We start from the raw sequence: 26,211 nt of genomic DNA, 5'->3' as shown, positions 1-26,211 counted from the left end.
CAATCTCCGTACATTGCGATCATCGTGTTTTCCCAGACGCTCCGCTCTGGATCAGTGAGCGGCGTCGGCGGCTTGGGTAGCGGCGGGCAGGGCTGCCGCAGGTTGGCCTGCAGCTCGGGCGTTGGCGGCGCCGACTGCGTTGTCGAGCACGCTGCGAGCAGCATCAGGCACGGCGCAGTCAGCAGGCACAGGGCGATCCTTGTAAATCTCGCGGAGCGTGCTTTCGCGCACGGACGATTGAGCGGCTGCAATGGGCTTCTCCTGTTCGTAGGCAGTGGCGGCGCGGTCGACCGTGGCGCGCGCCGCATCGAGCTTCTTGGCGGCCGTCTCCACGGCTGCCAGCGCCTTGCTGTCATGCCGCCAGTCGTTGACGGTCCAGCCGCCCCATGCGCAGAGCAGCGCAGTTGCGCCGGCGCCCGCAAGGCACCAGGTGATCGGGATGGGGTTCATCGCGGGAACTCCGGGATCGCCACCGTCTGCCCGGCGAGCGCATGCGTGCAGTCGCCGAGGAATTGGATCATGCCATCGGTAACGAACGAGTGGCAGACACGGCATTGGAGGTCTGGATGCTCGTCCTTGTCCTCCCAATTGCACCAGCAAGTGTAGCCTTCATGGCCCGGCACATAGTGGCCGGATCGAACGAGGATCGAAGGCGTAAAGGTCGGTTTGTCGGTGTTGCCGTTGAAGCCACAGCGCGGCCCCGGTCCATCGCCTATGGGCACGTGATGGGATTCCTTGCAGCCCGGGCACCAGAACCTGAAGCCGCCGCCCTCCATCGGGCGCAGGATAGCCGAGCCAGTCATGCGCAGCTCGCCCGGTCGACGTTGCCGACACGCCAAGCGATCCAGCCCTGGAGGAAGATACGCTGCGACGGGTTCCGGTCGACGATCCATTCGTATCGGCGCTTCTGCTGGTCATCGAGCGCATCGAGGATCTGCACGCAGAACCGCTGCTTGCCGATGGCCGCTTGGCAATTCTCGTAGGCGTTGATGGTGCGGCCGCCGACCTTGCCATCGACTGCTATTTTCGCTGCGGGGCAGACCTTGTTGATACCGGCTTGGAGGAACTTCGACGCGACGCCGGGCCCCATGTTGACGCCGGTGTCCGCCACTTCGGCCGCAACGCCCGGGTCCATCGTCAGCAGCGGCCGGAAACCGGGCTTGTCGATGTAGGTACCGACATAGATCTTGTCCCCACAGACCGTGATCTTGTCGTAGCAGTGCTTTGGGAAGTTACGCATGTCGCCGAGATAGCCATGCTCACGCGCTACCTGTTCGGTGACGCCGAGGTTCGTCGGACCGCCCCGGTCGGCCTTGTTGTTCACATAACCACCTTCGGCAGCGTAAATACCGCCGAGAATGATGGCGATTGCGCCGGCCGCGCTGGTGCCGCGCTGGATGAGAACCTTACCCATTGCACTTCCTTTCGAGCTTGGGCTGTCGGATGTGGGCGAGGATCACCGGCGCGGCCCACGTGAGCAGGCCGACACCGACGGCCCAGAGTGGCCGGTGACGTTCGGGCAGAAGGCGGCCAACGGCGGCGAGAGCCTGCGGATCGCTCAGCACGAGCGACACGAGCGCAGCCCACGCGCCGGCAAGCCACGTCGACCACCGGCGCCACCAAAGGCGCCAGTGCGAGACCAGCGTGATCTTCATTGCAGTCCTTTCGGGAGAGGTCGGGGCGGTCAGCCCCGGGGCGAGGTCAGGCCTCGCCCTCTTCTTCGTCGCGGCGTAGCAACTTCTGCACCGTGTCGGTTTCGTAGATCCGGATCGCCATCCAGATGACGGTCAATAGCATCGAGATGTGCGGCAGCACGCTGATAAGGCCCCCCAGCAATGCGGTGAATGAAAGAACATCGAGTAGGTGCTTGATGCTGTCCGGCAGGTTTTCGACGGCGTGCTTCATGCGAGATCCATTCGAAGGGGATTGAGGCGGGATTCTCGGCTGTGGGTCACGCGACACACGCGATGGCAACGGCCAGCGCCTCGGCGATTTGCTCGCGACCAACGCCGGACGTGATCGTGGTCGGAACAGGAGGATGGATGATGTCGGTATTGGTGGCGCCAACCGTGCCGGTCATGGTGCCGGTGGTGGCGTCCGTGACCATCGGCGTGTTGAAGTCACCGATCGAGTGCATCGCGTGGGTAGGCACGAACCAGATGTTGGCGTCACCGGCATCGCGGCGCGCCTTGATGGCGTCGCGGATCACGCGCAGGATCGGCGCACCCGCGCTATACCAGCCAGTGTTGCTGGTGTAGCTGTCCGGCATCACAGTGCCCCAGCACAGGATCTTGGCGCTTGGCATCGCGCGCCGGATTTCAGCGAGCAGCATCGGATAGAGCGTTGTCACGTCCGAGATCGCAGCCGCTGCCGCCAGTTCAAGCTGGTCGTTCTTGCTCAGATTGAGGACAACGATATCCGGCGTGGCCAACGAAAAGCGCGAGAGATAGTAAGCGAGATCGAATTTGTAGCTCTGGCCGCCATAGGTGATCGTGGTGGCCGCGCTGCTCGACGAGGCCGCCAGTTGCAGGAATGGATTGACTGCCAGCTTGGCGGTATTGGAGAGAGCCTGATAGGCTGCCTCCCCGCCTGCCGTAACGATGCTGGTCACGTCGGAATCCTGCCGGGTCATCAGGAAGTCCGACAGCGCCCAGCCTTCACGGCCTTCGCCCAGCGGACCGGTCCCAGCGGCGTTGCCTGACCCGTTGCCGTTCATGGTGCCGATCCAGTTCACGGCGAACCCCCACGCACTGAGCAAAATGTTCGCGAAATATGCCTGCTGACGGGTGGGGAGACTGTCTCCGATCATCAGGATATTGCGGGCCGGAGATCCCGTCACCGGAACCGCCTTTTTCTTGACGGTGATGACCTTCTGGATCACGCGGTCGCGTCGTTCTGCGGGATACCAGCGCATGTACGCGGCTGTTCCGCACCGCGCATAGTCGATCACCAACGGCGCATCCTTCACCGGGCCGAGTACGAGCGGCTGCGTAGGCAGTCCCTGGCGGCTCTCCAGCATGACCGACGGTGGATCAAATCCTTCGCGATTGGCGAACATCTGGGCGGGGTACAGAATGGTCGGGCGGTCAGACACGACGAACAAATCCTGCCCGATGATCGGGAAGATATCGGCATCTACTGCCTGAGCGGAGGGGTAGTCGTCGCGCATGATCCACCGGGCACGTTCGCCGGAGTGGTGGAACTGGAACCCGGTGACGATCGGCATCGTGCCCGCCGTCACCGTGGTGCCCATGTACAGCCACACTGCGCCGGCTACATCCGGGAAGTCGAAGGTGCCAGAGTAGATCGCGACGTTATCGCTGATCTTCTTCTCCAGCGTCAGATTGAACGTCATCAACGGGCTGGTGCTGGTCGCCGACCAGAGATAGGCGCGGGGGATGCCGAAGGAGCCGGCAACATCGGTGTAGACATATTCGCGGATAAAGATCGAGCCGCCACGCCGGGCGTCTGGAAGGTCCATGCCCACGAAGATATCGCCCGCCCCCGTCAGTCGGGTGAAGCCGCGGGTGAAGCCGAGCGCGGTTAGGTTCGCATCGGTGATCGTCGTGGCAGCGACGTTGGTCGGAGCGAAATTGCGCGGCATCGCATCGATCGAAGCCTTGCCGAACGGGCACTGATTGGAAACCGAGCCGCCCGGAACTGCCCCCGCGATCGCGTGCTGCGTCTTGACGTTGTAGCCGGATACAGTGGCGATATCGTTCGACTTGAAACCGGCGTGACTACCGGCCGCGCCATCGTAAGCCCGCTTGACGAAGGTGGTACCAGCGTCAGCCGCAAGGCCATCGTGATAGATGCGCGCAACATGGCCGATGGCTGCGGTGTCAATCTCGACATAGCGCGAACCATCGGAGACGGGATCTCGCGCTGTCCAGGTCGCGGAGCCGAAGCCGGTAGACCAGTACGCCGGGACAAGCAGCTTCCCGTCTTTTTCGAGGATGAGGCAGTTCTCCTTGAAGGTAATCGCACCTTCAAGAAGGTCGTCCGCCTCGAAAATACGAAGCCGGCTAGACGTGATGAATTTCCCGCGAGCCACTGCAAGCTGGATAAGGTTATTCCCCTTTTCCGTGTGCATATTCAAGCCAGAAGCGTAAACCTCAACTTTGATCGTGTTGTCAGTCAGGTCCAGCCAGACATACGAAACGTTGGCGGCATCGAGCGATAGCTTGCAATAATTGCCGCCCGCAATTTCCGACGCCGCAGCGTTTGCGACCGTGATATTGTACTGAGCTTCAGTCCCGCGCTTGAAGTAGATGATGCGGGGAACATAGAGCGCATTGGCGCCGCCGCCCAATAGATTGGTGTTGTCGCGGATAGCAGCGAAGAATGTGTTATCGGATGTGAAAACCGATGGACTGGCAGCAGCAGCAGCGCTGATGGCTGCTTCAGCCGCCAAGGTCTTCGCGCTCTTGCTCGTCGGGTCGTCGGGATCTGGCGCGGTATCGCTTTCCGCCCAGTCCTTAGCCTGTTTGGCACTTGCAGCAGCGTTGCTGGCCTGCGTTTCCGAAATCCAGTGCCAGGCGAGCGCCGTAGCGTCCCACTTGTAGAATCCCGAATTGGGGACGACTTCATTGGTCACGGGGTCGGTATGGTTGCCGGGGTCATTCGGAACCACCGCGTTCCGGTCGGCCGAGCCGGTAACAGCCTCGAGCGCCACCCAGGTCAATTGGATATCGGCGCCGACGTACTCCTGCATCAGATCGAGGCCGGGCTTGAGCACCTGGTCAGTGGTTGCCGACTTCTGGCTGCCATCTTGCCAGACGGGAATGATGTCGGTTCCCGCTAGGTCGACTGCCGGCGGGTAATTGGGGAGGGTGGTCATCGGTGATTCTCGCAATCAATTGCGGGGGAGAGGGGGGAGACGGAATTTCGGGCGTCAGGAAGCGGGGGGATCGGCCGACCACAACGCGTTGTTGGCGACGTCAAAGGCGCCGAGGCCCTCATCCGCGGTTTCGCCGATCTGCAGTTCGATCGCGTTGCTGGCGCTTCGCACCGCGTCGATCGCGATAAACCGCTCTTGTGCGTCTTCGCTTGGCGACCGAAGATCATTCAGTTGGCGCCACTCTGGGCTGATGATCAGGATCCGCCTGGAGGCTTCGCGCTTGACCGATGCAATGAGGCGCGCGCGGGTCGCTGCAGGAGTGTCCTCCGAAGTTACAACCTCCGGCAGGCCAGTAGTCGAGCACACGGAAATCGTTCCGCCGCTCGCTTGCCCATCGATCAGGGCATAATAATCCGCGTCGGATATCTCGACGCAGTCTTCAGGACGCGTTGGATGAACGGCATCGCTGTAGAAACCGCCCGTCGTGGCGGAATAGAAGAATGTCATGATTAGGATCCCACAGCGATGTAGCAGGTCGGGTCATTCTCATCGTCCGCGTTGAACACTGAGAAACCGGTTGCCGTGATCGTGGAGGCCACCACTGCAGGCGTGTTGTCCTGCGAACCGGTTCCCGCATTGATCACGCCGCTGACGACGACCGAAAAACACGCTGACGTGAATGCCAGGGGGAAAGTGACGGAGGTCGAACTGTTCGCTGCCGCGGTGAACCTGCCCCATGCCACCATGAATGACCGGGACCCGTCCGAAAGAACGATATGGCCGTTCTGCGTCAGACTGGCGGAAACAATTTTCACAGTAGCCGGGTCTTTGGCCTGGAACATCTGCTGGAGCGCCGCGAGCAGCTGCGCGCGATTGGCCTTGTCGAGCGCGATGCCCGCTGCGGCGACCACCGCCACCAGTTCCTCCTGGACCATGTTGGCCCAGTCGGCTGTCAGAATGGTTGGGATCTGGCCGGTGGCGGGGTCACCTCGGCCGAAGAAGCCGGGCGTGCCAGCGGCAAGCGCCGCCGGAAGCGCCGAAACGGCGCTGGCGTTGTCGATACGGAACACGGGGGGACCTCGTTACTGGAAGAGGACGTAAGTGTGGGCGGGCTTGAGCGCTTCGAACTCGCAGACGAGCACGTCGGTGCTCAGGCCGCTGGTGTTCGAAAGCACGGTCACCACCCAGACGAAGAGCCAGTCTTCGTCGTACAGCGGGGTTTCAACGGTGCTCATTTCCACCCTGAAGGGCGAAATCGCGGTGATCGAGATCTCGAAGCCAAGCGCCGCCGCATAGCCGATAAAGAACGGCCGGCTCTGGCCGCCGCCGCCAACGAAGCGGGCGAGGACCTGCGCCGCGCGCTGTTCGATCGTAGCGTCTTCGCCGGCGCATGGATCCGGAAGGCCGAGTGATTCTTCCCACTCGGTGATCAGGTCGAGATTGCTGCCAGGAAGCGATTGGTCGAGGACTTTCGTAGCGTCGGCATCGAGGCGGGCCCACTGCTGGGCAAGTGCGAGAATAAGGCGCTGCTGGCCGCTACCTGTTTCGGCCTGCCACACTCGGCCGCGCGGAAGCAGGGCGCGGATGGCGCCAGCGTAATCTTCAGCTGTGCGAGTCATCAGACGTACGTGATGTTGCCGGCAACGGGCAAAGCGCCGACGTTGGACGAAATGTTGCCGGTAGGACCAGGACTGACAGCGCCGGCCGATGCGAATACTTCGGTGATCACGAAGCCAGTCGCTCCGGAAACGGCCGCGATTTTACCCTCGATCGCGCTGAGCGGTGTGCTGTCGCCTGGGACGGCCGTCGCAAGAAGTGCAGCGGCGAAAGCGGCCGCGATTGCAGCCTTGGTCGTATCCGTTGCGTCGGAGATCCCGGCGATCGTCAGGTCGATCGTGTTGGCGGTGCATGCCCTTGCGATGACTATGGGGCCTACGGGTTGAAGATCGAACAGCGCGTTGGCGACGATCAGCTGATCGCCGGTTGCTGCTGCTGCGCGCGTTTCAGCCGAGGCAACGCCGTTGGTTCCCTGAGGGAAGCCCCCATAGTCGGCACGGGAATTGTCCATCATGAACAGGACGCCCACGGTACCGGAGCCGAACACGTTGCGCTCGCACCAGGCGCGGGTCACGCCGGAAATCCCCAGCGCCCAGTTTACATAGTCATTGGCGGAACCGCCTGACGCCGGCCGGGAGTATTCGGTGATCATGCGGGTGCGCAGGTCATCGTCGCGCTCGACATCGGAACCGCCGGCTATCGCCACGCTGACCGTACCGAGCGAATTCACGCCGGAAATGGCCGAGGCCAGCGAAAGCGTCGTGCCGAGGACCGTGTTGGACGACGATCCAGTAGCGACGGCGGTAACGGCAACGACGGCAACGCCGCCCACCAGCGCTACGTCAGCGTCTACGGTGAAGCTGGCGCCGTCCGAGCGCGTGAGCGCCGTGCCGGCAACCACAGTGCCGCCGGTGCCGTTTAGCGTGACCTTGCCCTTCGCGGCGACTGCCGGCTTGCGCGTCACACCCTTCAGGGCCGACCAGCCTTCGAGAAACTCGTCCTCGGATGTGAACGGCACTGATTGCCGCGTGATCCAGTCGAGATAGCCATAGCACCCATCGACTAGCCCGGCCTCAACGTCGCCAAGGATGGTCAGATTGTTGTAGCGGAGCAGCGCGTTCAAGCCGGGGAGACCCGCCGCGATATCAGCCGCCACCTGGCTGCGCAAGCTGGAGAGGGTGGGGCGGGAAAAAACCATCAGATCAGGTCCCAGAGATTGGCGAAGCGGAGGGCAACGTTGGTTCCATCGGGGCGGTGGATTACAACCCGCGTCCCGAGCATTCCCGGCTTGGTGAATTCAGCTTCGACGTCGATCGAGGCGGCAACGCCATCGTCGATCATCCATGCCAGGGCCGATTTGATATCGTCCTCGACCAACTGAAGCAGCGTGGGGCTTTGCTTCGAGCGTTGTCGTAGCCAGAGCTTGGAGCCGATTTCGCCTCCCCACCATCCGCGCCGATCGCCGGACTGGTCAGGAAGGGTATCGTCGTCGCTGGCGAGCGCGTCGCTGAACAGGCTGATGAGGACGGCCGTGGCCAGGTCGTGAGAAGACGGCAAGGTCGGGGCGACCACGGCGTTGATGAGGCCGCCATTCTCGTCGACGATCGGATCTCCGTTCTCGTCCGTCCAGAGCATCGGGTATTCGGGCGTGAACAGCCAGTCGCCGGATCCGGTCTGGGTATCCCAGGAGGTGACGATGTCGGTCATACGGCGTGATCGGTCTTGCCAGAGGTCGCGGTACCGGTGCTGACGCCGGTATGCCCATGATCGTTGTAGGCATCGCGTAGCGCGCCGAGCTCGATCGAGGCGCCGTCCGTCAGGCCGGTGATGGTGCCGGCGGCCGCAAAGTTGCCTTCGGTATCGATGTCGCCGGCGACGTGGAGATTTCCAGTCAGGTAGACATCGGGAACGTCGATCGTCGCCTTGGTGGCGTTCTTGACCGTGACCTCGAGGCCGGCGGCATCGATCTCCATACCTTCAGCGGACAATAGGACCTTCGCGCCTCGTACGTCGTAGATCACGGTGTCGCCCGGCTTCAGGTCGCGCGGCCGGGACGGGCGATGGCTCGTACCCATCACGAGGGAGCAGGAGCGGTCGCCACCGCGGCGGATCATTACGACTTCGCTGTCGATCGGCGGCACTGATCCGAAGCCGAATTCCGTCACGCGACGGACCTTGTCGGTCACGCGCGCAGCGAAGCCGGATCCCGCAGCGCCCTCGGTCACCTGCAGCAGCTGAAGCTCGCCGCTGTCGTCGATTGTCGTGGCGCGACCGATTCCCATCAGGTTGGCGAGGAATTGAGGGATCATTGAATTGCCGCCGCATCTGTGTCTGAGAGATTTACGGGAACGAGCGTGATCGGTTCCGGCATGAAAGCCTCCTTCGGCATGCACACCAACTCCGCTGTCGTTCCGCGCTCTTCGTCGCGGCGGAAAGTCACTTCGGAGATTACCAAGGTGAGGTTTCCCCTCGCTCCCGGGACGTTAACCGGCACCAATGTGTTGGGTGTCCAGAGAGTTCCATCGCTATCCCGCCAACTGTCGACGGTCGCCCTGACTACGAAGGCGCGACCGGCGCGCCGCTGGGCTTCCCATCTCGCGCGGGCTTTCACGAATTCAACCGGATCGGTCGCGACTGCTTCTGCAACCAGGTAGGTCAGACGATGCCTGACGACGTTCGGATCGTTCTCGGTGTGGAACATGTCCGAGCCATCGAGCTCCATCATAGCATCCATAGAAAACATGCAGCAGACATAGTCGGAATACCGTTGGTCCATCGATCGCTCGACGGTCCAGGCTTCCACGTTTTCGCCGAACACGATTCCGCTCGCTGCTTCTGCCGTGCCAACGGAAGCGAGCAGGATCTTTCCATCTTGGCTCTCGTAAGCCAGCAAGCCTGCATTGCGTGCCAGGCGCTGGATTATCTCGGCCGGGCTTTCACCGTAGTTCAGTGGCCACTGGGGCACGTCCGGGCCGGGTGAGGCGCCGTTCGCCATTTCTACCGATATGGAATAGGGCAGGGCCAACTTGGTGGCGATCGACTGCGCATTCCCCCCGATCAGCTGGTGGGAGGGCCACTCCGCGCCGCAGTCGACCAGGTCCTGGGTGCGACCGCGGCCTTGGATCGTAATGGTATGGCTGTCGCTGTCGCCGGTATCGGTAACGCGATCGACATAGCCAGAGATCACGCTGTCGTTACCGAGCAGGACAATGCACTCGTCGCCAGCATTGCAAGGGATCTGGTACGACGGTGGAACACTGGCACGCACTTCGAACGAATTCGGGAACGCCTCCGCGCGCACCGTAACTTCGATCTGCTCCCACCCTCTGAAGGAAAACCCTGCGACGTAGAGCGTGAGTTCGTCGTCGTCGCGTTCGTCCGATTTGCCGTTCACGACAATTTCGTTGGTGCTCATGACGCGAGGGCCTGAAAACTGGCTGGCATAAATAGCGGGTGCGGTGGGTTCGCCTGGGTGACCAACTGATTGGCGCGGGAGGCATCCGAGTAGATGGACTGCGCCAGGACAAGAGAAGGCAGCGCGCCTGCAAACTTGAAGTTCCGCATCTGAGCCAACGTGCCCGGTCGATTGCGAAGGTCGGTGGCAATTGCGCCGCGGCATTGTCGCAGTGCTGATGCGCAGCTGTCCGATCGGGCATCGGCGGCAGTCAGCATCATGGCATCGAGAACAGTGCCGATCTCAGAAATCCTTGCCGCCGCATCATCAGCGCTTTGCGGTTGATAGCTGGCCACTGCAGCTGTGAGTGCGGCAGCGGCAGAGCGCAGGACCACTTGGGCGATCGCATCGGACATGGCGTTTCCCAGTCCGAGGGTTGAGGAGCTCATGATTCCGAGCAGCAGGCGTATGGTGTCTGCCGGGTCGGCGCATGAAGCCACGAGCGCTTCGAGCATCGTGTCGGCTGCATCGATCACATTGCCAGCGTCCGAGAGATCTGCCGTAGCGACAGCTTCGATGAATGCCTCCGAAGCATTGATGACCGCCTGCCTGTTGGTTGATGCGATCGGGATGATGTCGGCAACGGTCGTGCCAGCAGCATAGGGGGACGCATTGCTGCCCGAGATGCCTGCGTTGGCGCCCTCGGCATAACGACCGTAATTGCCGCTCAGCTGGGCGACCACCCGGTGCATTGCGGTGGCGTCGACCGCCGCCGAACTCACATTGCTCGACCAGGCCGAAGCTGCTGTGACCGCTTCGTCTCGAGATCCGCCGCCAAGGAACGTGTTGGAGAGTAACGCTACCGTTTCGATAGCTGAGGCGGCTTTCAGCGCAACGGCAGCGACCTTGTTCAGCGTGGAGGTAACCGAACTCGTCGGGAAGGTCTGGGCACCCGATTCAACGAATTCCAGTTCAACATCGGAATAGCTTTTGGCGCCAAGTCCTTCGCTGATCGATGCGCGCTCAACCACAACGTTCATCGCGCCAAGCGTTGGATGAACCAGAGTGCCGGAACCCTTTTTCTCGACGGCGTTGATGAGTGTGGCGCGCAGCAAGACGACCGGAAGCCCACCCAACAGAATGTCGCCATCGAGGACAAAGCCCCGAAGGCGAAATCGGCGAGGAGCGCGGCCCATGTCTTCGGCCCACGGCTTGTCGCGGCCGGGATACTGGTGAAGCGCGATCCGCCGCCCGCCCAGGGCGTCAGATTCGGTCACCGCGAACGGAACGCCGCGGAAGGATGCCGGAAGCAGCATAGCAAGATCTCGTTGGCCCGATGGCCGGGGTCAGTAGCGGTAGGCGCCGATATTCATGGAGTGGCTGACAGCCGGTGCGTTCCCGTTGCCTTGAGTGGTCTTCACGCCAGTGACCTTGCCGTGCTGGTTGACCTGAATGTCCACCTTCACGGGGATTTCGCCGCGCTCGCCATAGTGGCCCTCCATCACGCGCTGCACATAATTGCGCGTTTCCTTGAATGGGATGCGAGCCGCAAACTGCTGCTCGGAAATCCCACCCTTGCGAGGGTCGCCGATCGATTGCAGCCACTTGTCCACGCGGCCTTCGCCGGCATTGTAAGCTGCCGTGGCAAGGGTTTCGTTTCCACCATACCGACGCAGCAGAAAGCCCAGATGCTGCTGGCCGAGCATCCGGTTGTAGCCTTCGTCCTTCCGGTACCGGCCCTCGTCGAACGGGATGCCAAGCCGCGATGCGGTAGCTCGGGCCGTGCCCGGCATAACCTGCATGACGCCGATCGCGCCCTTGGGGCTGATCTGGTTTTGCCGGGAACGTTCGCCCAGCTTCTCAATCCGCGCTGCTATGCCACTGACCGTGGGGCCGCCGCCGCTGCCCAGCATGTTCCGAGTGCCATCGACCAGGTTATCGACGGCGCGGCCGAAATCTTTGACTGCCGGTCCAAAGTCCCCGTGAATGATTTTATCGATGCCTTGGGCGGCATCAACGACGGCATCTCCGACTTTACCGTCCAGAAAATTGCGTGCGGCCTCCCGAGCGGTATCATTGAGGCCGCGGTCTTTCAATTGGCCAACCAGAGTACCTTTCCGAGCGGCCCTTTTCGCCATTTCTCCATCAGCGTCATTAATGACAACACCAGTGCTATCGGAGTCTTTCATGTCTGCGGCGAGAGCTTTGCCGCCTTGGCTAAAGGCGGGAAGGGCTGACTCAGGGATACCGAGGAGGCGTGCAACGGTACGACGACCGCTGGAATTTTGACGCTGGATGGCGTCAGCGATCGCCGGCAGCATGGCAGCCGTGTCGACGGTACCATCCTTGTTCAGCTTCATGCCGACATTGAGCCGTCGAAGTACTTCGAGCGCCTGCGTGTTCCGGCCGTAGCGTGCATCGTTCAGCGTCTGGGACAGACTGCCGACTGCACCCACCGCAGCGCCCTTGTCCACGCCGGCGCGCTCGGCAGCAGACGAAAACTCCGTAAGAGCCTTCGTTGAAATGCCGATGATCTCAGCCGTACGGGCCAGTTGGGCGGCACCCTGTGCCCAGCCATCCGTGAACTTGAACGCCGCATAGGCTGCGGCGCCGAGGACCGCGATCGTGCCGCCCACAGCCATCGCCACGCCGCCGGCAGCCGTTTCGAGAAGGCCACCGGCGGCAGATGCACTGGCCAGTCCTTCGCCCATGGCGGAGGCGGCCTGGCCGGTCGCGCCGAACCGACCAGCAAGGCCTGCAGTCAGCGATCGGCCGCCGAGGGCCCGGGCTGCGGCCTGCTCGATCCTGGCGAGCGAACTGACCATCGACTTCGTGCTGCGGGCAGTTGCGCGATCGTTGTCGTTGAAGGCCTTGCGGTTGAGGCTGCCGACACGCTTCTGCGACTGTTCGGCCCGTTTCTCCGCCGATTTCCAGCCCGCTTCACTGCGATCGTTGGCAACGATCGCGACGCCGATCTTGGCAACTTCTTCAGTCATCAGCCCATTCCAGCCATGCATTCAGGACCGACCACGGCCGGTTAGCGACCTCGTCGGGAAGTTTGCCGAACATGCGGCCGATCAGGATCAAGCGCCGGCGCCAGTCCGGCGGCCTCACTCCAAAAAACGGGCGATGAACCTCGAAGCGGTGATGAGGTCTCGTGCGCCGATTTTGGCGACGGCCTGGCTTGGGATGCCCGCGACCACGGAGATCGCCGTGATATCCGCGTCGACGCCCTTCTTGCCGTCCCATTCGTTCCACTGCGCGGCCGTGGGTTCCTTCAGCGTCAGCTGGGTGTACGTCATGCCGCCGTGTTCAACGGGCTTCCGGAGCGTCAGAACAAGTTCGTCCAGGGTTTCAGCTTCGGCGCTCATGTCACTTCACCTCCTTCACGTCGGCAGATTCGAACACGACGTTGAATGTTGCATTTTCGCTGTTGACTTCGACGGGATCGCCGGCGCGCCAGGCGTTGCGGGCGATCACGTTCTTGCCGTTGGCGAGCTCCAACTGGACGGTGACGTCGACGGCATCATTCAGGTCGGTGATGCTGAGCGCACCACTGTCGCGGCCCTGCCAGCTGATCATGCCGGCTGTGGGCGTTTCGGAATAACCGTGAACGCCGTCCTGACCGATCAGCGTGTCGCGCTTGTTGGTCGAGATCCGGTAAGTGCCTTCGCCGGCGATCGCGTAAGAGGTGCCGTCGATCGTGATGAAGGCAAAGCCGGCGATAAGATTGTTGGTGGCCATCGTGGGGTCCTCAGGTCAGGCGGAACTGGACCAGCATCGCGAAGACGCGCAGCTGCTCGATCAGGGTGCCCGGCCAGAGCACGTTCACGCGGTTGGGGGTGTTGGCGTCCTTCTCGACGATCAGGTTCGCCGCGAATTCGTCGGACTTCTGGACGTAGCCGCCTTCCTCGAGCTCTCGATATGCGGCGATCTGGTCAGCGCGGATCGAGGAGGGCGTAACGACCTTGCTGCCGGCGATGAGGCGCGTGCCATCCGCCGCCAGCTTCATGCGGCCGAACTTCGTCTCGATGCGCGATCGCATGAAACGCAGGACGTACATCAGGGTGAACATCGTCTCGACCTCGAGGTACGAGTTGTCGCTGTTGCCCTGCGAATTCGTGACGTAGGTCGTGATGATGTTCTCGATCACGATGTTGCCGCTGGCATCGACCTGCCACGTCGAGATTCCGCTGTAGAGCAGCGTGGAGTTGCGAACGCCGATCGAGAAGCGCGATGCGATCGGCGGCGCCAGGACACCCGAGACAGTCAGGTACTGTAGCGGCAAGGCGGGGTCGCCCCGGAGGCTGACCGCGGCCTGACCGACAAGTGCAGCTGCCCAGACCCAGAACGGGGAGGGGCTGTCGTTAAAGCCGATGATCGACAGATGCTGATCGTTCCGACCCACGCCGAGTGTCGCCAGCGTGCCAGCAGTGCCGCGCGCTGCCGTGAAGACGTGCCCGTAAAGCTGCTGCATCGGCGACCAGCGTCCGGTCGTATCAAGCTGCAGGGCCTTCAACGCATCGAGCGAGGTGGCGTCGTTCAGTCCGGAGACGATGAAGTCGAACGTCTTGTCGCCCAGTGCAGCAAGCTGCGTCGTGATTGTCGGGTTCGTCGCGCCGCCCGTCAGGGCAACGATCGCGACCGCGACGCCTGCCGGAAGCGTCTCGCCGCCGGCACTGCCAAGATAGGACAGGCGAACGTCGATCTCATTGCCCACCAGGCCCTTGTTGCGCGCGGTGAGGGTCACGACGCCGGCGGCGGCCGTTGCCGTCACAGGTACCAGGGCCGCATTAATTTGCGCGGCAACGTTCGTGGCGATCGCCGCGATGGTGTCGCCCACCGCGACGGCGACCGAAACCTTCGTCCCGGCGATGTAGAGCGGGATCGTCCCGCTGCCGGTGGCGGTACCGGTGATGGTAAGCGTCCCGGCTGCAGCGGTAGCGGCGCCGGCGTCCGAGATGGGGAGCACCCATACCTCGCCGGTTTTGTCATTGTCCCGCCAGGCCTGGATCATGCCGGCAAGCACCGATCCTGCACCGGCGCCCGCGATGCCGTCAGCGACCGAGGTCAACTGGACGGGCACGCCGGGCGTATAGGTCCCGGCTGCGGTCATCTGGCCGACGAGCAAGCCGCGCTGGGCGATTGGAGTGGTGTTGGCGAACCTCGGATCGAGCTCGGCATAAAAGAGCGGGACGCGCAGGTTCGACGGGATGTTTGAGAAGTTGATGCTCATGGGGGCTTACTCCTTCTCGCCCTCGGCATCGGCGGTGCTGACGGGTTCGTCGGCGCCGATCGCGACGTCACCGTCATCGATGAGGCGGGTCCAGTGCGGATCGTGGGGATTGACGACGATTCCTCGCTCGTCGACGACGCGGCGGGTCACCGGGTCGACGATGCGTCGTCCCGGCACGCTGACTACGCGCATGGCGGTCTCCTGTTTACTCGGTGAGCCCCGCGGTCAGGGTGACGGGCGGGTAATTGGTGGCGGTGAGCGAGATCTCGTCGAGATCCTCGGCAAGCACTGGCGCGAAGTTGTCGGGGCCTTCGTAGAACTCCAGATCCAGATCGAGGACGACCATGGCCAGGTGCATCGCTCCCTCGGCCTTGAACGCGAACTGGGCGCGGATGCTGGCGATCTGCTGGATCTGCAGCGTCAACGGATAGGAGTTGACCACTGCGACTTCGGCCTGCCGCTTCAGCTTCCAGGCGGCGGCTTCAGCAATGCCGGCGCCGGCGTCATCCTCCGACGCCGGTTCTTGGAGCTCAAGAAACGCACGGATCGTTGCAGTCGTGGTGAACTGTGGTGCACCGCTGCGCGAAATCGATGCACGGTTTTCGCTCAGCAACCGCAGTTTGATCTGCGGCGCCGTTGACTGCTGCGACGGCCAGTCGCCTGGTCGGTAGATCCGATCGCCTGCATCGGTGCCAGCAGCCAAAATGGCGGCGTGGACGAGATCGAGGAGGTCCAGGGAGGTCGTCATGCGGTGGCCATCAGCTTGAGGTGTACGTGGCCGTGGCCATCGGGGATGGGCTCGCGCACCACGTAGACCTTGCCGGTCTTCACGATTTTCACCCGGTCGCCCTGTTTCGGCTCGACGGGCAGGGCGCTTGCGCGAATTCCCAGAACGGGACGGCGTTGGGTGGTCGTTTGGCCATCCTGGTCCAGCTGAAGCTCGATCGCTTCCTCGTCGAACACCGCGTCGGGGATCGTCACAGGGGCGCCCCCGCGCGGTGTGTAGATGACCTTTTCCCCGAAGAGGCCCATCGCCGGGCCGAGGACAAGGTCATCCCAGTCGATCGACACGGATCAGGCCTCGTCCTTGCGGACGCCGTCTTCCTGATTCACGGCCGGGCCGGAGGCCGAAACCGCAACGGTGCCGTCATCCTCGGTGAAGAAGCCGCGCGCGCGCAGATATTCGCCTTCGGTCGGATCGAGCGAGACGGTCTGCCCCGGGCCGAAATCCTTACCGTCGATATGCACGGTGCGGCGGGGTGCCACGGTGAATTCGGCCGTATCGGCGGCGGTATCGTCTTCCGAGGTCGCGGAAGTGCTCTTGGCAGTTGCCATAGTGGTGTTCCTTCAGATGCGAGGGAGGTGGTGGGCCGGGCTCAGAGCACGGTTGCGCAGAGGCAGGCGTTGACGCGACTCGGGATGACGATCGGAGCCGACTGCATCATCAGCATCTGCTGTGCGGGATCTTCCTGGATCCAGGTCTTCGGCGCGTAGGCCATGGCACCGTATGCAAAGCGCGGATCGATGATCATGCCGAAGGCGCGGGTGCCCATGAGGGCATCGCCGCCCGACATGATCACGGTACCGTCGGCAAGCATCGGCTGCTCAACGCCGTTCGCGTCGATGTACCAGTCGTTGTAGACCCAGAGGTCATACTGGCCCCAGCGGCCCTTGTAGACGGCGCCGGCCTTGACCTGCGAACCCGGGTTGATCTCGTTACCTTGGCTGGCAAGGGCAGGGTAGTAGATCGCGCCCTGGACGCCTTCCGCCATGAGGAACTTCGACCAGGGCGTGGTCGTGAACACGAGGTCCGTCACCACAGCGCCCGACGATTTCAGGATCGCGGCAGCCCATGCGTCGATCTGGCCGACGATGTTCGTGTCACGCCCGGCGGCGTTCAGCGTCTGGCCCCAGCGCGCGGCGCCGGTGAGCGCGACGGTCAGCGTGGACGCGCGGCCGAAGTCGATGACGGTGGTGGGGAAGCCATCGCCCGAAATCGTGATGGTGCCGGAGGTGAGGGCGCTGGCGGCCATCCACTCGAGGCGGCGGTTCACCATGTCGACCTGATCGCTCATCTCGAAGTTGAGATTCGCCATCATGCGTTCTTCGCCGGAGAGCTCGCCGCCGATGCGTTCGCCGATCTGACGGCGGACCGGCTTGCGAAGATCCGGTGCGCGCTTGTCCTTGATGTAGGCCGGCTTGAACTTGTTGGTCTGGTAGCGACGCTGTTCGACCAGCTTGCCTTCGACCAGGGGAGAGCAAAACGGAGACATGCGGCGCAGACCGACATCGACGTCGATCGCGACTTCCTCGGTGTCGAATTCGACGAGATTGGGGAAGAAGCGGTCGAGCAGGAAGTTCTGCGCAACCTTGAGGTTGGGAACGACCTGGACGATTTCCGCGGTCGTATACGAGAGAGAGTCGGCCATTCAGCCCTCCTGAAATAGAAAAGGGCGCCCGGAGGCGCCCTACAATGGTGTTGGGATGAAAGGCCCGATCAGGTCGGGTCGGCGGCCGAGACCGAAGTCTTCAGGTAGATGTTCTTCAGTTCGAGCGCGGCCGTTGCGGCGGCAAGGGTGATGCCCGTGCCCAGGGTGACCGCATTGCCGTTGAATTCGCCCATCTGATAGAGGCCGGCCAATACGGCAGCGCCGCTGGCGTCGACGTCGTCGGCAAGAATGACTACCGGCGTCTGCGAGCCATCGCTCGAGGCCAGCAGGGCAGTCTTGTAGGTGCCGTCGCCCGAGATCTGGCCGAGCACGGTACCGCGCTTCAGCACGCCGGCGCCGGCCGCGATCGTCCCGGTCTTGGTAACGACCTTCAGATCGCCGGCGATCAGCTGGTCGGGGACGAACACGTCCTGCTGCATGCCGGGCTGGAACGGGTTGTTCCCGTAGTTGGTGGGGGTGACCATGGTGTTACTCCTGAGTGGCCAGCCTTAACGGCCGGCCTTCTTCACGGCCGCGGCAACGCGCTCGCCGAAATTAGGCTTGGAGGACGTCGACGAAGACACGTCGGCTCCAGGGCGTGCCTCGCGGCGGGCGTTCATGCGGGCATCGAGGCCAGAGCCGCGCGGCTGCTTGCCTTCGCCCACGGTACCGAGGATGCGGCCCGCTTCAGCGCTGCTGTTGCGGGTGCCGAAGGCCAAGGTGGCGGCAAGATCCGGACGCGGGCCGGCGCCCTGATGGCGGAAGATGCGGGCGCATCGCGAATTCTCGCGCGCACGGCCGAGGGCAACGCCCTGACGGAAAGCCTTGCGCTCGTCCTCGTCCATGTCTTCCTCGGCGCCGATCTCGTCCTCGTCGCCGTCGTCGGCTTCGGGATCCTGATCTTCGTCATCGTCTTCAGCGCGCTTGGCCTTGCGGGCACGACGGGCCTTCTTGGCCTCGTCGTCGGGCTGCTCGTCGTCTTCCGAGGCTGCGCGTTCCTCTTCGGTCTCTTCGCCCTCGGGGATTTCGGGTTCATCGTCCTCCGCGCGCTTGGCGCCGCGGAAGCCGGAAAGCAGGTGGGCGAACGGGGACGTTCCCGTCGCCAGGGTTTTCTTCGACATCGGGTGTCTCCGGTAAGTACTGGTGGTCAGGCGGCCTCGGCCAGCAGGGCTGCGAAGGCCTGCTCGGGCGCCATCACCGCATCGGCCAGGCCGTGGGTGACGCCGAGTGCGCCCATGAAAGTCCCGGCCTTCAGGGCCTTGACCTTGTCTGTTGTGAGATTGCGGGCACGTGCAATCGAGTCTGCGAATATCTCGCCCATGGCGGATATCTCCGCCTGGAAGTTGGCCAGGGCTTCGGCGCTGAGTGGGATCTCAGCGTGCCCGTCGGCTTTGCGTTCGGCCCACTCCGGCGTGATGAAGGTGACCTTCATACCGGCCTTCGAAAGCGCTTCGGACCAGTCGACGTGCATGCAGATCACACCGATCGAGCCCGTACCGCCGGTGCGGGGCACGATGACCTTGTCCGCGGTCGAGGCAAGCCAGTAGGCAGCCGAATAGGCACTTTCAGACAGGATCGACCAGCAGGGCTTGTTGCCACGCATGTCGAGCATGGTTTCGAAGAGGTCGGCGCAGCCTGCGACTTCGCCGCCACCGGAATCATAGACACAGGCGATCGCCGAAACGTCCGGATCATCGTGCGCTGTAAGGAACGCCTGGCGAATGCCGTCATAGCCGGTCATGCCCGACCATGGGCGGAGCGAGCCCAGTTTGTGGACCAGCGTGCCCGAAACCGGCAGCACGGCAACGCCGTTGAAGACGTCATAGCCCGGGTCTGCACGCGTTTCGCGGCCGCCGGTGAAGAAATCATCATCGTCGTCGAACCACGCTTGCGGCCGCACCGGCGCGCCGTCGAGGTGGGCGATACTGGTGATGCCGAGGCGGTCGGCCAGCCCCGCCATCACAACCTCGGCCTTGCGAGGGTGGATGGCGAGCGGCGTGTTGAACAGACGGGTGGCGAGGTTGGCGAAGCGGGTCATTGCGGGGACGGATCCTCGATCGTCTTGTTGGCCGGGACGTCGTTGAGGCCCATGCCGGCCCAGCTGGGCGGTTCGAGCCCGGCTTCCTTGAACCGGCGGATGGTGTTCTTGCGCGCGAGGATCATGTCGTCGCCGTCAACGCCTTGCTCGGCGCAGATCTCGTCGTAATCCATGACGGCGGCATCCATGCCTAGGATGGCGCCCTTCACCTCGTTCACCGGATCGATCCAGCCTCGGCCGGGCCCGATCCACTTGGCCCGGGAATAGGCCTCGGGATGTTCGAGGAATTCCGGTGCGCCTGCGGGCAGGGGGAGATCGTCAACCTCGTGCGCCTCCTCGACGACTGCGCCGAAGATGGGCTGGCAGAAGCCGGCGGCGAAATCGTCGCGCCGGCGGGTCATCGTTTTCCAGAACTCGAGCATGGCACCGCGCGCCGAGCTGTAGTTCACGTCGCTCCAGTCATTGCTGACCTGCTGCGCGGACATGCCGGCGGCCGACGCTACGTTGCGAAGCACCGCTTTTTCGAAAGTGGCGAAGTTGGTTGAGGGCCGTTTGGCATCAAGTGTTTTGATGCCTTCGCCCGGGAACAGCTTGGGAAGGATCGAGCCGGTGCCAGGAACACGGATATTCGCCTGTTCGTGATAGTCCAGACGTGCGTCTTGGTACGCGCCAATTTTGTCGCCACCTTCCAGCGCTTCCTGAGCGAACTCCTGGTCAAAGGGGCTTTCAAGCCAAGCCCCGAGAATTGCATTGAGGATCGCCGAATCCAGCTCCGCGATATCGTAGCGGTAGAGCATCTTCAGGCGGGTCATGACGGGGCCGAGGATCCCTACGCCGCCACGGTGCTGGTTAGAGCGCTCCGTGTCGAAATCGTGGACTATGACGGGGCGGCCCCACTCGGTCTCACGCTCGATGCGGTCCCAACGCAGACTGTCTGCCGCCGAGAACCAATCCCCCTGATGAGCTCGGCGCACGTGGTAGCCAACGGTAACGCCATCGTCGTCGACTTCGCAGCCGCCGCGCATCAGCTGATCGTCGAACTTGTAGTTCGGGTTGGACAGCCGATCCGGATCGATCATCTGCAGCGCGGTGGCGTAGCGCGCTCGACCGCGGCCGAGACGCTCCGGTCGCCACTGGAGCATCGCCAGCGCGTCGCCGTCGATCAGCTTGTGACGGAAGCCGAGCCTGAAAAGCTGCGATGCCGACTGCCGCCGCTGAACATCGCACCATCGGCCCCGGCTGTTCGCCCAGGTGCGGTAGCTGGCATCGAGCGCTTTCGAGTATTCATAGGCCCACTGTTCGTCGAAGCCCTTGATGCCCGTCAGAATGGCGAGCGCGCGATAGTCTGGCTTTGCGATCGGCCGAAAGTTGGCGCCGACGGCATTGTCCAAGATGCGGGTTACCGCGCCGGATGCCCAGCCATCGTTTCGCACCAGGTCGCGCATGCGGGCAACGATGGTGTCGCGCCACGGATTGAGCTCGCCATCCGGCGACCACAGATAGGGCTGCCACTCCCGGGTATGGGAACCGAGCAGATCTGCCGCGTCGTAGGGTACGCTGCGGCCGCCGCCGGCGAGACCCATGGCCGGCCGGCGGGCAGGCGCCATCGGGTTCCCCTGCGCATCGAGGATCCTCACAGGAGCCTCCATCAGAAGACAAACCTGAAGGCGCGTCGGCGTTGGCGCATGCCGAGGGCCGATTGCAGCTGGGCGATGAGGGCCGTGCATTCGGCCACGGAGGTAACGCGCCTGGTCACTGCCTTCGCGCCGTCGCCCTGCGAGTACGAGACGGAGGCGAAGGCCTTGCCGGTCTGAAGCTCGATCAGCGCCTGCTGCGCGGCGGTGAGGGCGGCTTGCAGCTGCTCGCGCGGCATGCCCGCAAATACGCTCATTCTATGCTCCTCGGGCAAGCATCGCGCCCAGTGATCGCTTCTTCGGCCGCTCTGCTGGGGCAGCGGTGATTGTTGGGCCGGTGGCTTCGGTGTTCGTGGCGGCGGCCGGCGTGTCCGGCGGCGGCAAGATGGTCTGACCCTCGGCGGTTGCGCCGACCCGATCGGCCTCGCGGTTCAGCTTGAAATTGCGGTGCATCAGGCCGTGCAGTGCCGCGTAGGCGTAGACACGACAGTCGAGCGCTTCGTTCGCGCGGCCGCCTGGAAGTTCCCAGATCCGGAACTTCTGGCCGCCGATGACTTTCAGGACGATCTGTTCGGCTGTCAGCTGGGCGAAGTAGATCGCATCGCGATCGACGTTGAAATGCATGTACCCCGGCCCGGGTTGGTCCTTGCCGAGATAGTTGCGGATCGTGTCCTTTGCCGCGTTCACGCCGACGATGATCGGCCGGTAGGTCTTTTTGCTCCGGGACGATGGCCGCTTGGTAGGCCAGACCGGGTTACGCTGTCCTGTTCGCGCGCTCTCGCCTTTTACGCCCCAGATGAAGCGGCCCAGGCGAGCTTTCGCGAATTCGTAGACGGCGTTGGTATGGTGGCCGCCGGTATCGATGCACGCTGCATGGATCGCGAAAGGGCGACCGTCAGCACGGTAGAACTTCTTCTGCAGGTACTCGTCCAGGCGGGCTTGGAGCCGAGGATCGTCGAACTCGCCGTCGAAGATCTCGTAGTCGATCGACCAGCTTTCCTCGTCGCGCCCCCAACCGACGGTTTCAAGCTCTACACGGTAGTCCTGGACGTCGATGCCGCAGGTGATGACGGCAACGCCGTCGGGAACCTGAGCGGCCCAGATCTCGCGCCTTGCAGTGAGCGTATCCGGGTTCATGGCCTTGCCGACGTTCTGCCGGTAGGTCCGCGCAAGCTGCGTGTTGTAAAAGGTCTGCTTTCCGTCCTCGTCGGTCGCTGCCAGCCATTTTGCTGCTTGGCGCGGCGGGGCATCGTTTGCCCAAGGACTGAACAGTTTGCCGGCCTGGAAGCCCGCGTGCTCGTTCGAAACTGCCCAGTCGCCACATTCGCGGCATCGGGCCCGATAAACCGCGTGGCGGGGGCTTTCCCACCAATCCCAGACCAGGCCGAGCGGATCCGGATGCCCTTCGGTTACGGCAGCTGCGTAGGCCTCTTGCGGCACCTGCCACTGGTCGCAGCATTGGAACGGCCGCGTTTGGTGCCAGCGGATCGTTGTCAACGCGCGGAGGCGTTGCCCTTCAGTCCAGCCAACGCCGCACTTCTCGCAGTAGACCCGCGCCGTTTCCGGCCGGTGTGAGTTGTCGTCAGCGCCCTTGTCCCAGTGAACGTGGGTGAAAAAGTCGGGGAACTGACGGTGCCCGCACTCCGGACATTCGACCGAAGCGCGGCGCTGATCCGAAGCCAGATAGCGCACCTCGATCTTGCTCTCGCCGGTAACGGTCGGCGAGCAGACCGCAACGTTGAGTGAGTTCGAATCAAAGGTGGCCTGACGTTCCTCGACGATCGCGAGGGGATCGCCCTCCTTCAGCGGAAGGTATTTGTCGACCTCGTCGCAAAGCACGATACGGACAGGGCGGCGTGCAAGGTTGTCCGGACTGCCGGCGCCGACAATGCCCAGGAAGCCACCGGGAAAGGCCTTGTAGTCGATCGTGTCGCCGGCATCGCGGCTTTTGGTCTGGCCTACCAGCTTGCGGAGAGCCGGTGTGGCTTTGATGAATGGTCCTACACGTTCCTTCGAAAACTGCTCTGCTGCCGCATCCTTTGGCTGCACGATCAGCATGGGGCAGGGATCGAGGTGGACGTGAAAGCCCACGATGTTCTCGATCAGCGTGGTCTTCAGCAGCTGCGTGGCGACCATCGCCGAAATCTTACGAACCCCGGGCTCGGTGGCTGCGAGCATCGGTCCGCGCGCAATTTCCACGCGCCCGGTTCGGTATTTGCCCGATGTGCTGCCGGCTTCGCGCGCCAGGACGCGGAAGCGGTCCGCCCACTCTGGCAGACTGATGCGGGGAGGCGGCGTCCAGCCTCGGCGCGCTGCCCGGCGCAGCCGGTCAGCCTTCTCCGTCTCCGGTGAAGTCGAGCAGCGGCTCGCCGAGCTCGTCGAGCTGCTGATGGACATACGGCTTCAGCGCTTCCGTGAGCTTGGCGCTATCGATGTCGAGGTCTGCGGCCAGCAGCGGAGCGAAGCGGCCGGGCCATGCCATCCAGGCATCGCGCGCCGCGCGCCGGTCTTCGAAGATGACCGACTCTGCGACCTCGATCTCGATAAGCTTGCTGGCCTCCTTTTGGGCCACGAGGAGATGCTTCAGCGCGAGCGCGTTTTCCTTGATCGCGCTGGCCTGAACCTTGGTTCTGAACTGGCCGGCGAGCAGCTGCTCGATGAAGCCGCCGGCGATGTCTTCGTCGATCTCTCCACCGTCAGCGGCGGCGCGCAGGTCGTCGACCACCTCGTCAACCGCAACCGCAACCTCAGACGCAACCGGGTTGCGGTTGCGGGTTGCGCTTGCGGGTGTCGGTTGCGCCGTCTGCGCCCCGTCCTTGAACCGACCTAGGCCAGCCTTACGCATCCTCTCATCGGATGCTGCAATGTCGATGCTCTCTCCGGAAAAGACCAGAACTCCGCGGGATTTCCACTTCGCCGCAGCTTGGCGGCTCGCGCCGTGCAACGCGGCGTAAGCGGTCAGCGATACCGTCGTCATAGCGCCCCGTGAGGATCAGGTTGCCCCCGCAACCAACTTTTTGAACCCGTAGCTGGGCACACAACGCGGTCGCGCAATACCCACGTTGTCAGACTCCCGGGAGGGACCCAAACCGCCTCGGTCGCACCCCGACGCGTCCGAGGCGGGCGGGCGTTCAGACGGCGGCCTTCAGCACCCAGACCAATGCCATCAGATCGAGGAGGTTGATGAGCCAAGGGGGAAGGCGATGGGTCAACGCGGTATCCTTCTTCAACGGCGCCCCCTCGATGTCGCCAGTGCCTGGCGCAGCGCGGCACGAAACTCGTCCGCGGCGTGCCGTGCCACGTATGCTCTGGCACTTTCAAAGAACGGGAGGTGCTTGGGAGCCTCAGTCGTGTCGCTGAAGCGGATGAGCAGCTTCAGTCCGGACTGGGCAGCGCGCCCAGCGTTCCGTTTACCACGGCCGGCGCTGGCGCTGGGACGTTGCCACACGCCGGCGATCTGCTGCCCGCCTTTCGTCGCGACCGTACCTACGAACACGTTAGGCTTGCCCTTGAGGGTCTTGAGCTTGTTGCGCGGCAGGTTCCCGTATTGGTTCGTGCCGGACGCCTTGGGGACAAGCATGGTGCGCTTTGCCCCGAGGGATCGCTCGCCTCCGAAGACATACGGCGCGAGGTACTGTACCGCTATATCTTTGGCGCTGACATAGGCGATGGGTACCGCCTTGGTCGCGGCACGGACGGTGAACGCTTTCTGGGTGAACGGCGTCGGATTGTCGAACGTGTCGACGACAGCCCGGCTTTCCTCTGCCGAAACACCCTTGGCGAGCCGCGTCAGCGCGAGCGCCTCGGCGAAAGGCATCTGCTCGGCGCCGAATGCGCGAGCGGCGCGCTGCAGCACGGACAGATCGAAATCAGCACGGATGACGGTCATCCGGTATTCCTATCCCGCGGCAACGTCGATCGAGATCGCGGACCAGGCTGCTTTCGGGTCGGTACGCTGATACATCCGGACGTAGCGCTTGGAGCCAACCACGCGGATGCTGTCACGGATGGCGCGCATGGCGTCCTGCCAGCGGGCATCTTCGATTTCGAGCCGAAGCAGGCTGAAGAGATCGTTGCGGTTGATCCGGCCTTGGTTGTCGACATCGAATGCGCGGTTGATGATCGCGCGGATCTCATCACGGCTGCCGGCGGACCACTCGCGAAGGCATTGGTCGACCAAGCCCTTGGCGACCTGCAGTTCCGGTCCGAACACGACGTTCTCGCTCACCTGCACGCAGATCTTCAGGAGGCCATCGAAGCTGGTGAAGGTCAGGTTGCCCTTCGACCCACCGCGGCGTGCGCCGTATTCCTGTTCGAGAAGAACAACGAACTCGTCGACCTCGTCCAACGTCTTCTGGCGGAAGTCGGATACCAACGCCGAGAGCGGCAGCGCGCCACCGATGATCCGTCGAACGATCTCGTCTTGCAGTTTGTCGGCCGTCTTGACGGTGCCCTCCGGGATGAGGGAGCCGTCGCCAGCGACAAAGTAAGTGTGGCCGTCGATGGATCGGCGGCCGGGTAATTGCTTGTCCTGGTCGCTCACGTGCGGGTTCCTCGAAATTGTGGGCGGCGGAAATCAGGCAGTCTCAAGCGTGAGAATGCAGATCGTGACGAGAGTGCAGGGCGCAGGCCGAAGGTCACGATCGACATGAACGACTGCCGCTTCGGCAACGAGTACGTCGGCGAGGTCAAACTCATGGGCGGGGAACGCCACGATGAACGCTTCGGCGGCGGTAACTTTTGCGCCCCCGACAAACTCCAGCGCTATTGTGTGCCGATATCCCCTGAAGGTGCCGTGTCCCCATTGGCGCTCACGATGGAACGTGACGTTGCCGGCAGGGCCGGCCAGATCGGTCACGTACGAAAGGACGGCCGACACGACTACTGGGTGAGGGCTGCGGCGAGCGGGACAACATCGAGGTGAGGCACGATCGGCTGCCGGCGCGCTGCGTCAGCGCGGCTTGCAGCGAGCTCGGCAACAACTTCCCGTAGCCAGCTGCGGGATACGGTGACGGCGAATTTGTCATCGCCTTTGGCAAGTAGCGCGGCGCGTTGAAGGTCGATCATGTCGGAGAACTCCGAT

The 26,211-nt window shown here is 63.3% G+C and carries 34 protein-coding genes; all 34 read right to left on the bottom strand.

Annotated elements, in window-relative coordinates; translation table 11 throughout:
* Nucleotides 1–51 precede the first annotated feature (51 nt).
* The 34 genes from CA833_RS02580 to CA833_RS02415 all read right to left on the bottom strand — a co-directional run bounded on the left by CA833_RS02580 (nt 52) and on the right by CA833_RS02415 (nt 26,195).
* Entirely contained in the window at nt 52–450 is a 399-nt protein-coding gene (locus tag CA833_RS02580; protein ID WP_207079154.1) for a hypothetical protein, read from the bottom strand.
* On the bottom strand, nt 447–803 hold the full coding sequence (locus tag CA833_RS02575; protein WP_207079153.1) for a DUF6527 family protein: 357 nt from the start codon (nt 801–803) through the stop codon (nt 447–449). The genes CA833_RS02580 and CA833_RS02575 overlap by 4 nt, the downstream gene beginning before the upstream one ends.
* Nucleotides 800–1,414: a glycoside hydrolase family 108 protein gene (locus CA833_RS02570; protein WP_207079152.1), complete on the bottom strand. Its 615-nt coding sequence runs from the start codon at nt 1,412–1,414 to the stop codon at nt 800–802. The genes CA833_RS02575 and CA833_RS02570 overlap by 4 nt, the downstream gene beginning before the upstream one ends.
* The gene (locus CA833_RS02565) at nt 1,407–1,655 is read right to left on the bottom strand and encodes a hypothetical protein (RefSeq protein ID WP_207079151.1); all 249 of its coding nucleotides are present in this window, start codon (nt 1,653–1,655) and stop codon (nt 1,407–1,409) included. Before CA833_RS02565 ends, CA833_RS02570 begins: the two co-directional genes overlap by 8 nt.
* Nucleotides 1,656–1,701: 46 nt before the next feature.
* Entirely contained in the window at nt 1,702–1,905 is a 204-nt protein-coding gene (locus tag CA833_RS02560; RefSeq protein WP_207079150.1) for a hypothetical protein, read from the bottom strand.
* Nucleotides 1,906–1,951: 46 nt separating this feature from the next.
* On the bottom strand, nt 1,952–4,840 hold the full coding sequence (locus tag CA833_RS02555; protein ID WP_207079149.1) for an SGNH/GDSL hydrolase family protein: 2,889 nt from the start codon (nt 4,838–4,840) through the stop codon (nt 1,952–1,954).
* 54 nt (nt 4,841–4,894) lie between these two features.
* On the bottom strand, nt 4,895–5,347 hold the full coding sequence (locus tag CA833_RS02550) for a hypothetical protein (protein ID WP_207079148.1): 453 nt from the start codon (nt 5,345–5,347) through the stop codon (nt 4,895–4,897).
* A 2-nt stretch (nt 5,348–5,349) separates the two neighbouring features.
* Nucleotides 5,350–5,910, bottom strand: a complete 561-nt coding sequence (locus CA833_RS02545) for a hypothetical protein (protein WP_207079147.1) — start codon at nt 5,908–5,910, stop codon at nt 5,350–5,352.
* A 12-nt stretch (nt 5,911–5,922) separates the two neighbouring features.
* Entirely contained in the window at nt 5,923–6,459 is a 537-nt protein-coding gene (locus CA833_RS02540) for a YmfQ family protein (RefSeq protein ID WP_207079146.1), read from the bottom strand.
* On the bottom strand, nt 6,459–7,595 hold the full coding sequence (locus CA833_RS02535) for a baseplate J/gp47 family protein (protein ID WP_207079145.1): 1,137 nt from the start codon (nt 7,593–7,595) through the stop codon (nt 6,459–6,461). The genes CA833_RS02540 and CA833_RS02535 overlap by 1 nt, the downstream gene beginning before the upstream one ends.
* Nucleotides 7,595–8,104: a phage GP46 family protein gene (locus CA833_RS02530; protein ID WP_207079144.1), complete on the bottom strand. Its 510-nt coding sequence runs from the start codon at nt 8,102–8,104 to the stop codon at nt 7,595–7,597. Before CA833_RS02530 ends, CA833_RS02535 begins: the two co-directional genes overlap by 1 nt.
* On the bottom strand, nt 8,101–8,706 hold the full coding sequence (locus CA833_RS02525; protein ID WP_207079143.1) for a phage baseplate assembly protein V: 606 nt from the start codon (nt 8,704–8,706) through the stop codon (nt 8,101–8,103). Before CA833_RS02525 ends, CA833_RS02530 begins: the two co-directional genes overlap by 4 nt.
* Complete coding sequence (locus CA833_RS02520; RefSeq protein WP_207079142.1) at nt 8,703–9,812, bottom strand: phage baseplate assembly protein; 1,110 nt, start codon at nt 9,810–9,812, stop codon at nt 8,703–8,705. The genes CA833_RS02525 and CA833_RS02520 overlap by 4 nt, the downstream gene beginning before the upstream one ends.
* Nucleotides 9,809–11,107 carry a DNA circularization protein gene (locus tag CA833_RS02515; RefSeq protein WP_207079141.1) on the bottom strand — a complete coding sequence of 433 codons (1,299 nt, stop codon included), beginning with the start codon at nt 11,105–11,107 and terminating at the stop codon, nt 9,809–9,811. Before CA833_RS02515 ends, CA833_RS02520 begins: the two co-directional genes overlap by 4 nt.
* A gap of 30 nt (nt 11,108–11,137) precedes the next feature.
* Nucleotides 11,138–12,787, bottom strand: coding sequence for a lytic transglycosylase domain-containing protein (locus tag CA833_RS02510; RefSeq protein ID WP_207079140.1), 1,650 nt, complete (start codon nt 12,785–12,787; stop codon nt 11,138–11,140).
* Nucleotides 12,788–12,901: 114 nt separating this feature from the next.
* The gene (locus CA833_RS02505) at nt 12,902–13,162 is read right to left on the bottom strand and encodes a phage tail assembly protein (RefSeq protein WP_207079139.1); all 261 of its coding nucleotides are present in this window, start codon (nt 13,160–13,162) and stop codon (nt 12,902–12,904) included.
* A gap of 1 nt (nt 13,163) precedes the next feature.
* Entirely contained in the window at nt 13,164–13,535 is a 372-nt protein-coding gene (locus tag CA833_RS02500; protein ID WP_207079138.1) for a phage tail tube protein, read from the bottom strand.
* Between the two features lie 10 nt (nt 13,536–13,545).
* Entirely contained in the window at nt 13,546–15,027 is a 1,482-nt protein-coding gene (locus tag CA833_RS02495; protein WP_207079137.1) for a phage tail sheath subtilisin-like domain-containing protein, read from the bottom strand.
* Between the two features lie 6 nt (nt 15,028–15,033).
* Nucleotides 15,034–15,219, bottom strand: coding sequence for a hypothetical protein (locus tag CA833_RS02490; RefSeq protein ID WP_207079136.1), 186 nt, complete (start codon nt 15,217–15,219; stop codon nt 15,034–15,036).
* 13 nt (nt 15,220–15,232) lie between these two features.
* A complete protein-coding gene (locus tag CA833_RS02485) occupies nt 15,233–15,775 on the bottom strand; it encodes a hypothetical protein (protein ID WP_207079135.1) in 543 nt (180 codons plus the stop codon).
* Nucleotides 15,772–16,098, bottom strand: a complete 327-nt coding sequence (locus tag CA833_RS02480) for a hypothetical protein (protein WP_207079134.1) — start codon at nt 16,096–16,098, stop codon at nt 15,772–15,774. The genes CA833_RS02485 and CA833_RS02480 overlap by 4 nt, the downstream gene beginning before the upstream one ends.
* Nucleotides 16,099–16,101: 3 nt before the next feature.
* Entirely contained in the window at nt 16,102–16,362 is a 261-nt protein-coding gene (locus CA833_RS02475) for a hypothetical protein (protein WP_207079133.1), read from the bottom strand.
* Between the two features lie 41 nt (nt 16,363–16,403).
* Nucleotides 16,404–17,456 (bottom strand): major capsid protein, encoded by a 1,053-nt coding sequence (locus CA833_RS02470; protein WP_207079132.1) that lies wholly within the window; start codon nt 17,454–17,456, stop codon nt 16,404–16,406.
* Nucleotides 17,457–17,524: 68 nt separating this feature from the next.
* Nucleotides 17,525–17,941 (bottom strand): head decoration protein, encoded by a 417-nt coding sequence (locus tag CA833_RS02465; RefSeq protein WP_207079131.1) that lies wholly within the window; start codon nt 17,939–17,941, stop codon nt 17,525–17,527.
* A 24-nt stretch (nt 17,942–17,965) separates the two neighbouring features.
* The gene (locus CA833_RS02460) at nt 17,966–18,577 is read right to left on the bottom strand and encodes a hypothetical protein (protein WP_207079130.1); all 612 of its coding nucleotides are present in this window, start codon (nt 18,575–18,577) and stop codon (nt 17,966–17,968) included.
* A 26-nt stretch (nt 18,578–18,603) separates the two neighbouring features.
* Nucleotides 18,604–19,494: a S49 family peptidase gene (locus tag CA833_RS02455; protein WP_207079129.1), complete on the bottom strand. Its 891-nt coding sequence runs from the start codon at nt 19,492–19,494 to the stop codon at nt 18,604–18,606.
* Complete coding sequence (locus CA833_RS02450) at nt 19,491–21,131, bottom strand: phage portal protein (RefSeq protein WP_207079128.1); 1,641 nt, start codon at nt 21,129–21,131, stop codon at nt 19,491–19,493. The genes CA833_RS02455 and CA833_RS02450 overlap by 4 nt, the downstream gene beginning before the upstream one ends.
* Nucleotides 21,132–21,142: 11 nt before the next feature.
* Nucleotides 21,143–21,385 carry a gpW family head-tail joining protein gene (gene gpW, locus CA833_RS02445; RefSeq protein ID WP_207079127.1) on the bottom strand — a complete coding sequence of 81 codons (243 nt, stop codon included), beginning with the start codon at nt 21,383–21,385 and terminating at the stop codon, nt 21,143–21,145.
* 1 nt (nt 21,386) lies between these two features.
* Nucleotides 21,387–23,525: a phage terminase large subunit family protein gene (locus CA833_RS02440; protein WP_207079126.1), complete on the bottom strand. Its 2,139-nt coding sequence runs from the start codon at nt 23,523–23,525 to the stop codon at nt 21,387–21,389.
* On the bottom strand, nt 23,458–24,105 hold the full coding sequence (locus tag CA833_RS02435; protein ID WP_207079125.1) for a hypothetical protein: 648 nt from the start codon (nt 24,103–24,105) through the stop codon (nt 23,458–23,460). Before CA833_RS02435 ends, CA833_RS02440 begins: the two co-directional genes overlap by 68 nt.
* A gap of 249 nt (nt 24,106–24,354) precedes the next feature.
* On the bottom strand, nt 24,355–25,017 hold the full coding sequence (locus tag CA833_RS02430) for a hypothetical protein (RefSeq protein WP_207079124.1): 663 nt from the start codon (nt 25,015–25,017) through the stop codon (nt 24,355–24,357).
* 9 nt (nt 25,018–25,026) lie between these two features.
* Nucleotides 25,027–25,671 (bottom strand): DUF3164 family protein, encoded by a 645-nt coding sequence (locus CA833_RS02425; protein ID WP_242526232.1) that lies wholly within the window; start codon nt 25,669–25,671, stop codon nt 25,027–25,029.
* A 33-nt stretch (nt 25,672–25,704) separates the two neighbouring features.
* Nucleotides 25,705–25,986, bottom strand: a complete 282-nt coding sequence (locus CA833_RS02420; RefSeq protein WP_207079123.1) for a hypothetical protein — start codon at nt 25,984–25,986, stop codon at nt 25,705–25,707.
* Between the two features lie 23 nt (nt 25,987–26,009).
* The gene (locus CA833_RS02415; RefSeq protein ID WP_207079122.1) at nt 26,010–26,195 is read right to left on the bottom strand and encodes a hypothetical protein; all 186 of its coding nucleotides are present in this window, start codon (nt 26,193–26,195) and stop codon (nt 26,010–26,012) included.
* Between the last annotated feature and the right edge of the window lie 16 nt (nt 26,196–26,211).

It is taken from the genome of Novosphingobium sp. KA1 (genome assembly GCF_017309955.1).
GTDB lineage: Bacteria > Pseudomonadota > Alphaproteobacteria > Sphingomonadales > Sphingomonadaceae > Novosphingobium.
This window is presented reverse-complemented; position numbering and strand designations above follow the sequence as displayed.

Excerpts from the sequence above, each read along its gene's own strand:
- CA833_RS02580 (WP_207079154.1), bottom strand. The coding sequence starts at position 450 with ATGAACCCCATCCCGATCACCTGGTGCCTTGCGGGCGCCGGCGCAACT.
- CA833_RS02575 (WP_207079153.1), bottom strand. The coding sequence starts at position 803 with ATGACTGGCTCGGCTATCCTGCGCCCGATGGAGGGCGGCGGCTTCAGG.
- CA833_RS02570 (WP_207079152.1), bottom strand. The coding sequence starts at position 1,414 with ATGGGTAAGGTTCTCATCCAGCGCGGCACCAGCGCGGCCGGCGCAATC.
- CA833_RS02565 (WP_207079151.1), bottom strand. The coding sequence starts at position 1,655 with ATGAAGATCACGCTGGTCTCGCACTGGCGCCTTTGGTGGCGCCGGTGG.
- CA833_RS02560 (WP_207079150.1), bottom strand. The coding sequence starts at position 1,905 with ATGAAGCACGCCGTCGAAAACCTGCCGGACAGCATCAAGCACCTACTC.
- CA833_RS02555 (WP_207079149.1), bottom strand. The coding sequence starts at position 4,840 with ATGACCACCCTCCCCAATTACCCGCCGGCAGTCGACCTAGCGGGAACC.
- CA833_RS02550 (WP_207079148.1), bottom strand. The coding sequence starts at position 5,347 with ATGACATTCTTCTATTCCGCCACGACGGGCGGTTTCTACAGCGATGCC.
- CA833_RS02540 (WP_207079146.1), bottom strand. The coding sequence starts at position 6,459 with ATGACTCGCACAGCTGAAGATTACGCTGGCGCCATCCGCGCCCTGCTT.
- CA833_RS02535 (WP_207079145.1), bottom strand. The coding sequence starts at position 7,595 with ATGGTTTTTTCCCGCCCCACCCTCTCCAGCTTGCGCAGCCAGGTGGCG.
- CA833_RS02530 (WP_207079144.1), bottom strand. The coding sequence starts at position 8,104 with ATGACCGACATCGTCACCTCCTGGGATACCCAGACCGGATCCGGCGAC.
- CA833_RS02525 (WP_207079143.1), bottom strand. The coding sequence starts at position 8,706 with ATGATCCCTCAATTCCTCGCCAACCTGATGGGAATCGGTCGCGCCACG.
- CA833_RS02520 (WP_207079142.1), bottom strand. The coding sequence starts at position 9,812 with ATGAGCACCAACGAAATTGTCGTGAACGGCAAATCGGACGAACGCGAC.
- CA833_RS02515 (WP_207079141.1), bottom strand. The coding sequence starts at position 11,107 with ATGCTGCTTCCGGCATCCTTCCGCGGCGTTCCGTTCGCGGTGACCGAA.
- CA833_RS02510 (WP_207079140.1), bottom strand. The coding sequence starts at position 12,787 with ATGACTGAAGAAGTTGCCAAGATCGGCGTCGCGATCGTTGCCAACGAT.
- CA833_RS02505 (WP_207079139.1), bottom strand. The coding sequence starts at position 13,162 with ATGAGCGCCGAAGCTGAAACCCTGGACGAACTTGTTCTGACGCTCCGG.
- CA833_RS02500 (WP_207079138.1), bottom strand. The coding sequence starts at position 13,535 with ATGGCCACCAACAATCTTATCGCCGGCTTTGCCTTCATCACGATCGAC.
- CA833_RS02495 (WP_207079137.1), bottom strand. The coding sequence starts at position 15,027 with ATGAGCATCAACTTCTCAAACATCCCGTCGAACCTGCGCGTCCCGCTC.
- CA833_RS02490 (WP_207079136.1), bottom strand. The coding sequence starts at position 15,219 with ATGCGCGTAGTCAGCGTGCCGGGACGACGCATCGTCGACCCGGTGACC.
- CA833_RS02485 (WP_207079135.1), bottom strand. The coding sequence starts at position 15,775 with ATGACGACCTCCCTGGACCTCCTCGATCTCGTCCACGCCGCCATTTTG.
- CA833_RS02475 (WP_207079133.1), bottom strand. The coding sequence starts at position 16,362 with ATGGCAACTGCCAAGAGCACTTCCGCGACCTCGGAAGACGATACCGCC.
- CA833_RS02470 (WP_207079132.1), bottom strand. The coding sequence starts at position 17,456 with ATGGCCGACTCTCTCTCGTATACGACCGCGGAAATCGTCCAGGTCGTT.
- CA833_RS02465 (WP_207079131.1), bottom strand. The coding sequence starts at position 17,941 with ATGGTCACCCCCACCAACTACGGGAACAACCCGTTCCAGCCCGGCATG.
- CA833_RS02460 (WP_207079130.1), bottom strand. The coding sequence starts at position 18,577 with ATGTCGAAGAAAACCCTGGCGACGGGAACGTCCCCGTTCGCCCACCTG.
- CA833_RS02455 (WP_207079129.1), bottom strand. The coding sequence starts at position 19,494 with ATGACCCGCTTCGCCAACCTCGCCACCCGTCTGTTCAACACGCCGCTC.
- gpW (WP_207079127.1), bottom strand. The coding sequence starts at position 21,385 with ATGAGCGTATTTGCGGGCATGCCGCGCGAGCAGCTGCAAGCCGCCCTC.
- CA833_RS02440 (WP_207079126.1), bottom strand. The coding sequence starts at position 23,525 with ATGTCCATCAGCAGCTCGACGAGCTCGGCGAGCCGCTGCTCGACTTCA.
- CA833_RS02435 (WP_207079125.1), bottom strand. The coding sequence starts at position 24,105 with ATGACGACGGTATCGCTGACCGCTTACGCCGCGTTGCACGGCGCGAGC.
- CA833_RS02430 (WP_207079124.1), bottom strand. The coding sequence starts at position 25,017 with ATGACCGTCATCCGTGCTGATTTCGATCTGTCCGTGCTGCAGCGCGCC.
- CA833_RS02415 (WP_207079122.1), bottom strand. The coding sequence starts at position 26,195 with ATGATCGACCTTCAACGCGCCGCGCTACTTGCCAAAGGCGATGACAAA.